A 5,915-nucleotide genomic window follows, 5' to 3' on the forward strand; every position below is an offset into this window, starting at 1 on the left:
GGACTCGTGCCTTCGGCACTTTGTCCCGCCCCGTTTTTCGGGTGGCCGGGCCGCTACGCCCGCTGCGCGGGCGAGGGCCTCCTCGAGGTCGGCCCGTGGGGGTTGGGTTGTGCGGGTCGGGCTCGTACGGGGTGGACCCGTGCGAGGTCGGCCCGTATGGGGTTCGGTTGTGTTGGTGCTGGGTTCGTAGTGCGGTTTTCCCGAACTGGGTGAAGTCGGGCAATTCTCAGCGGGCCGCTAGTGATTCGCCGATGTAGTGCATTTCGTCGGGGGTGGTCACCATCGACACCGTCGCGCTGCCGGTGCTGGTTCGGACCGTGATCCGGTTCGGGGCGTACGGGTCCTGGATGAGGGTCACGTCGGGTGGCAGCGCGTCCGGATCACGTTCGGTGGTGCGGATTTCGACGAAGGTCGCACCGCCCAGGTGGGTGGTCGGCGCGATGCCGTCGAACACCAGGACGGTGGTGGTCGGATACGGCGCCGCGGGGACGGGTGGCGGGCCGGGGGGCGCCTGTGGGGTCGCGCCCGCGGCGCGTGGCGCGATCGACAGCAGCTGGGGGGTAGCCAGATTGGCGACCATCGACTGCCACGCCTGCGGGCGCGTGGTGTGCACGACGGCGTGCGCGCCGAGCGCGGTGGCCCGCAGGACCACCTGCTGAGCCAGGTCCAGGTTCCCGATCACGTCGACATGGCGTGTGCCCGCGCCGATCAGCGGGACGGCGATGCCCTGGCCGCGTTCGTCGGCGCCGATCAGCTGGCCGCAGCCGGTCGTCGGCACGGCGATGTCGGTGAGTGCGGTGAGGGTGCCTCGGTAGCCGTCGCGGCCACCGAGGGCGTCGGCGGCGCCGATGGGCAAGGTGTCGAGCAGGATTCGCCGCTGGCTGCCGGGGAGCTCGCGCAGCCCGGCGATCGGCGCCTTGTCGTAGGGCTCCACCGAATCGAAGCGGACCACGGCGTTGAGCACGACGGTCCCCGCCTTGTCGTCCGCCCGGCCGATCCGGCCCGCGCCGGGGTGCAGGCGCAGCGTGACGGTGGTCGACAACGTGGGCAGCGACCAGATCTCGGCCAGTCCGTTGGTGCCGATCATCGGTGCGGTGAGCTGGTAGTGGGTGAGATGCCTGCCGTACTCGGATTCCAGGCCGTGCGCCGACTCGGTCAGCCGCAGCGGTTCGAAGCCGTAGGACAGTTCGCGCAGCGCGCTGTTCATCTCGGTCGCGGTGAGCACCGCGGCGTCGATGCCCTGGGTGGCCAGCCGATTCGCGACCCGGCGGGTGGCGATGATCATGGTGCGCAGCGCACCGGTCGCACCGCCGCCGCGCTTGTCCACCGCGGTCGCGTTGGCCACGGGGTCCAGGCGCAGCACGAGCCAGCAGGTGCGGTGCGCGATGGCGGGCAGCGGGCCGAGAATCCGGTTGTACAGCTGTGCGGCCGCGCCGGTGCCCGCGGTGCGCGCGCCGGTGGAGATCACATCGATGCTCACCAGGCCCACATCGAATTGCTCGAGGCAGCGCGCCACTTCGGTGAGCGGCAGCAGCTGGTCGGCACTGAGCGAGCCGCGACGCAGGAGAGTGAGGGTGTCCGGCGGCGGGTCGATCCGCAGCATGGTGAGCAGCAGGTCGCCGTCCCAGCGCACCCCGCAACCGCCGCCCTCCGGCAGCGGTACGTCGAACGCGGGCGCCCGATCGAGGGTGTCTGCGCGGCCGCGCAGGCGACGGGCCAACCAGTCGCCGATGCGGACCGCCGGGGGCCGTCGCCGGATCGGCACGAGCCCGATCAACAGCACGACCGCGGCGCCGCCGATCGCGCCGTAGACCGAATCCGTCGTCGCCAGCACGATCCAGGCCACGATCGCAGCGAGTATCGCGGTCGGCACACACGCACGCAGCGGGTACATCCGGAACAACCAGAATTCCGGGTCACGCAGGGTGTCGTAGACGTGTGCGCTGCCGGTTTGCCCGGCGTTCATACTGTTGTTCAAAGCCGTTGTCCCCGCTTGGCGTACGTCGAATCATGGTGAAGGACAAGTTCCGGATTTACGGTACCGTGTCCGACGAGATGGTGATCAACTCAGCAATGGAGTCCCTGTGCCGGCACAGCTGACAACCAAAGCCCAGGTCAACGGTTATCGCTTTCTGCTACGCAGGCTCGATCATGCCCTGGTCCGCCGTGACGTGCGCATGTTGCACGATCCGATGAAGTCGCAGAGCCGGTCGCTGATGGTCGGCGCGGTCCTCGGTCTGATCATCGTGGCAGGGGCGGCCATCCTCGGCTTTCTGAAACCACAGGGCGCGATCGGCGACGCGCTGATCGTCACCGGGAAGCAGAGCGGCGCCATGTATGTGGTCGTCGAGGCGAAAGAGGGCGAGAAGACCCTCCACCCGGTGCTCAATCTGGCCTCGGCCCGGCTCATCGCCGGCGACGCGCAAGCCCCGAAATCGGTGAAGGACGACAAGCTCGGTTCGATGCCACGTGGTCCGCTGCTCGGCATTCCCGGCGCCCCGGCGGCCATGCCGGGGTCCAAGCAGGGGTCGAGCTCGAATTGGACGCTGTGCGAGACCACCCCGCTCTCGGCCGCGGGGAGCGCGTCCGGCGCGGGCGGCGGCCTCACCACCGCCATCGTCGGCAAGCTCGAGACCGGTGACCGGATCGGCGCGGTCGGCGCCGACGACGCCATGCTGATGCGCCACAGCGACAAGACCTTCCTCCTGTACAAGGGCGCGAGGGCCGAGGTCGACCCGACCAACTCGGTGCTCGCCAGGACGCTGGGGCTGACCGGTCAGCAGGTCCGTCCGATCGGTAGCGCGGTGCTCGGCGCGACCACCCAGGCCCCGCCGCTCGCCGTGCCGACCATCGAGCGCGCGGGCGAACCCGGCCCCGGCAAACTGTCGAATGTGCCGATCGGCGGGATCATCTCGGTGACCGGCGTGGAGGCCGCGGGCAAGGAGACGATGTACGTGGTGCTCGCCGACGGCGTGCAGCGCGTCTCGGAGTTCACCGCCGACCTGCTGCGCAACGCCGATTCGCGGGGTATGCGCGAGATCGCCGAGCTGGCGCCGGATGTACTCGACCGGATGCCGATGCTGCACACCTTGCCGATCGACGCCTTTCCCGAACACAAGCCCCGGATCCTGTCCGCCGAGGACGCCCCCGTGGCGTGCGTGAACTGGGCCAAGGACCCCGGTGAGGCGACCGCGCAGGGCAAGTCGGTGGACGGGCCGACCGAACGCGCCACGGTGACGTTGCTCGCCGGAACGAAACTGCCGCTGGCCGGATCGGCCAAGCCGGTGACTCTCGCGACCGCCGACGGTTCGGGCAACCGAATGGATGCCGTGTACCTGGCGCCGAGCACCGGCGAATTCGTGCAGGTCACCGGCGTCGAGCCGGGGAGCTTGCGGCGTGAATCGCTGTTCTATGTGGCCGACAACGGGATTCGCTACGGCATCCCCGACGCCGCGACCGCCGCGGTGCTCGGCCTCGGGGACAAGCCGAAGCTCGCGCCGTGGTCGATCATCGGCCAGCTCGTTCCGGGCCCGACGCTGTCCGCGAAAGACGCACTGACCAGCTACGATTCGTTGCCCTCGGCCAGTAAGTAGCCGAAAGAGCGGGGCCTGGCGCGCATTCGCACCGGGCCCCGTTCGGCGTTCAGCTCAGGTTCGGGATCTGTCCGATATTGAGGGTGGCGACGATCCCGGCGAGCGCGGTCCGCATGTCCGGCTCCTCGATGCGCATCAGCACGTCGTCGTCGACCTCGGCCAGGTCGAGCCCGTCGGTATTGGCCAGCCGGAACTCGCGTTCCTCTTCCGCCGACTCGATCACATTGCGGATGAAGCGACCGTTGCCTGCCAGGTCCACACCGCGGCGCGGTTGCCCGCTCTGGTCGGTGCTCTCCAGGTTGTAGAGGTAGTCGCAGGTCTCGATCAGGGTGGCCAGCGACTCCGGCGAGAGTTGGGAATCCCGGCTGCCGGCCACGATTTCGCCGATCTGCCCGAGTTCGGCGGCCGTGTAGGAGGGGAACTGCAGACGCTTGGCGAAACGCGAGGCCAAGCCGTCGTTGGCGGCGAGCAACCGGTCGATCTCGCCGTCGTACCCGGCGATGATCACCACGAGCCGATCGCGGTCGTTCTCCATGCGCGCCAGCAGCGTGTCCACGGCCTCGCGACCGAACGCGTCACCGCCCGAAAGTCCGGTCTGGATCAGCGTGTAGGCCTCGTCGATGAACAGCACGCCGTCCATCGCGCTGTCGATCAGCTTCTCGGACTTGATCGCCGTGCCGCCGAGGTTCTGGCTCACGAAGTCGACACGCTTGGCCTCCACCACCTTGTCGGTCTTCAACAGCCCGACACCGCAATAGATCTTGGCGACCACTCGCGCGATCGTGGTCTTACCGGTACCGGGCGGGCCGGTGAAGGCCAGGTGCTGGCCACGGGACTGACTCGACAGGCCCTTGCCCGCGCGGATCTTGGCCAGCTGGGCCGAGGATTGCAGCTTGGCCACCTGGTTCTTCACCGAGGCCAGTCCGACCTGCTTGTCGAGCTGTGCGCGGGCCTCGGCGAGTACGGTCTTCGCCCGGTCCTCCGCGGCGGCTTCGTTCATCGAGGCCAGCGTCGGCGCCGAGCCGGCATCCCACTTGTCGGTGCGCGCGTCGATCACCTCGCGGCTGGTGACCACGATCCGGAAGGTGCGGTCGCGCATGGCGGTCGTGTTGGCGGCGAAATCGGGCAGCTGCGAGTAGACCTGCTCGAACAGCTTCTGGGCCTCGGCCTCGTTGCCCGATTCCCGCAGGCACAGGCCACGGTTGTACATGGCGGTGAACTTGGCCGACGGAATCGGGCCCGCCTCAGCCTGTTCCATCCGCCGGATCGCCTCGCCGAACAATCCCAGCTGCGCGCACGCGGTGCCCACCATCACATTCGCGCCGGTGGCCAGATAGGGGTCTTTCCAGCTTTCCGAGCCGGCCAGCACGGTCATCACATCCGACCAGCGCTGCGTGTTGTAGTGCAGGATGCCGCGGATGTAGGAGCTGATCCGATCGTCGATCTGCTTGTCGGGGTCGTCGGCGCGACCGCCGCGCAACCTCGCCAGTTCGTCGAGAACCTGCTCGGCCTGGTCGTAGTCGGTGTCGGCGATCAGCTGCGATGCCCAGGCCAGCCAGATCTCGGTGAGCCCGGCCAGCGGGTAGTCGATGTAGAGCCCGGGCAGGAACCGGCCGGCCATGGCGCGCGGGGCGAGGCCGATCCTGCGCTGCTCGCGACCGAGTGAATCAAGGCTGGTCCGGTGCAGATTGAACAGCACCTCCTTGGTCACCTCGCCGGCGGCCGCGCGGCCCAGCCACGCGTCACACATCGACGAATCCCATTCCGTCGCGCGCTGGAAGGCCAGCTTCGCGTACTCCTCGTCGCGCGCGGACTCCTGACCGTCGATGGACAGACCGAGCGAGAGGACGCCCGCGTCGAAGGCGCGCTGAGCCTGGCGAATGTCTGGCATGTGGTGTCGGACCCCGAAATCTTCCTCTGATGGACAGCTGGTGTTCAATCCGGCGGTAGGACTTCGATCGCGCCGGTTTGCCCTGTCCGTTAGATTAGGTAACGCTGCCGTGTGGTCGCAACGGAAGTAGTCAGCTACGACTGAGAGTTCATCACTGGTGTCGACGTTGTTAGGCAATGAGCCCGAACTATGCCGAGTTTCAGTGATCGGGGGTGATACGCAGCTCGACATAGGTCTGCCCGCCACGGTGCCGATCGCCGGATTCATCGGTGATCTGGTGGCGCTGATCCGTTCGCGGGATCCACGCCTGCCCGACGGCGACGAGGACTCCGCTCCGATCCGCGCCCAGCACTGGACGCTGGCGCGACTCGGGCAGGACCCCCTCGCGCCGAGCCGCACGCTCACCGAGGCCGAGGTCTACGACGGTGAGC

The 5,915-nt window shown here is 68.4% G+C and carries 4 protein-coding genes; 2 read left to right on the forward strand and 2 right to left on the reverse strand.

All coding sequences use genetic code 11. The features are described from left to right. Positions 1 to 226: 226 nt before the first annotated feature. Positions 227 to 1,966, reverse strand: a complete 1,740-nt coding sequence (gene eccE / locus ACFWF3_RS21295; protein WP_379314986.1) for a type VII secretion protein EccE — start codon at positions 1,964 to 1,966, stop codon at positions 227 to 229. Positions 1,967 to 2,084: 118 nt separating this feature from the next. Here eccE and eccB point away from each other — a divergent pair, with 118 nt between their 5' ends. Then, complete coding sequence (gene eccB, locus ACFWF3_RS21300; RefSeq protein WP_378993623.1) at positions 2,085 to 3,593, forward strand: type VII secretion protein EccB; 1,509 nt, start codon at positions 2,085 to 2,087, stop codon at positions 3,591 to 3,593. Between the two features lie 49 nt (positions 3,594 to 3,642). Here the strand turns inward: eccB and eccA are convergent, their stop codons facing one another. After that, positions 3,643 to 5,484: a type VII secretion AAA-ATPase EccA gene (gene eccA, locus ACFWF3_RS21305; RefSeq protein ID WP_379314987.1), complete on the reverse strand. Its 1,842-nt coding sequence runs from the start codon at positions 5,482 to 5,484 to the stop codon at positions 3,643 to 3,645. Positions 5,485 to 5,686: 202 nt separating this feature from the next. Here eccA and ACFWF3_RS21310 point away from each other — a divergent pair. Then, the coding region (locus tag ACFWF3_RS21310) for an EsaB/YukD family protein (RefSeq protein ID WP_379314988.1) at positions 5,687 to 5,915 on the forward strand (229 nt) is incomplete at its 3' end.

Source organism: Nocardia sp. NPDC060220 (assembly GCF_042727815.1).
GTDB lineage: Bacteria > Actinomycetota > Actinomycetes > Mycobacteriales > Mycobacteriaceae > Nocardia.

Excerpts from the sequence above, each read along its gene's own strand:
- eccA (WP_379314987.1), bottom strand. The coding sequence starts at position 5,484 with ATGCCAGACATTCGCCAGGCTCAGCGCGCCTTCGACGCGGGCGTCCTC.
- eccE (WP_379314986.1), bottom strand. The coding sequence starts at position 1,966 with ATGAACGCCGGGCAAACCGGCAGCGCACACGTCTACGACACCCTGCGT.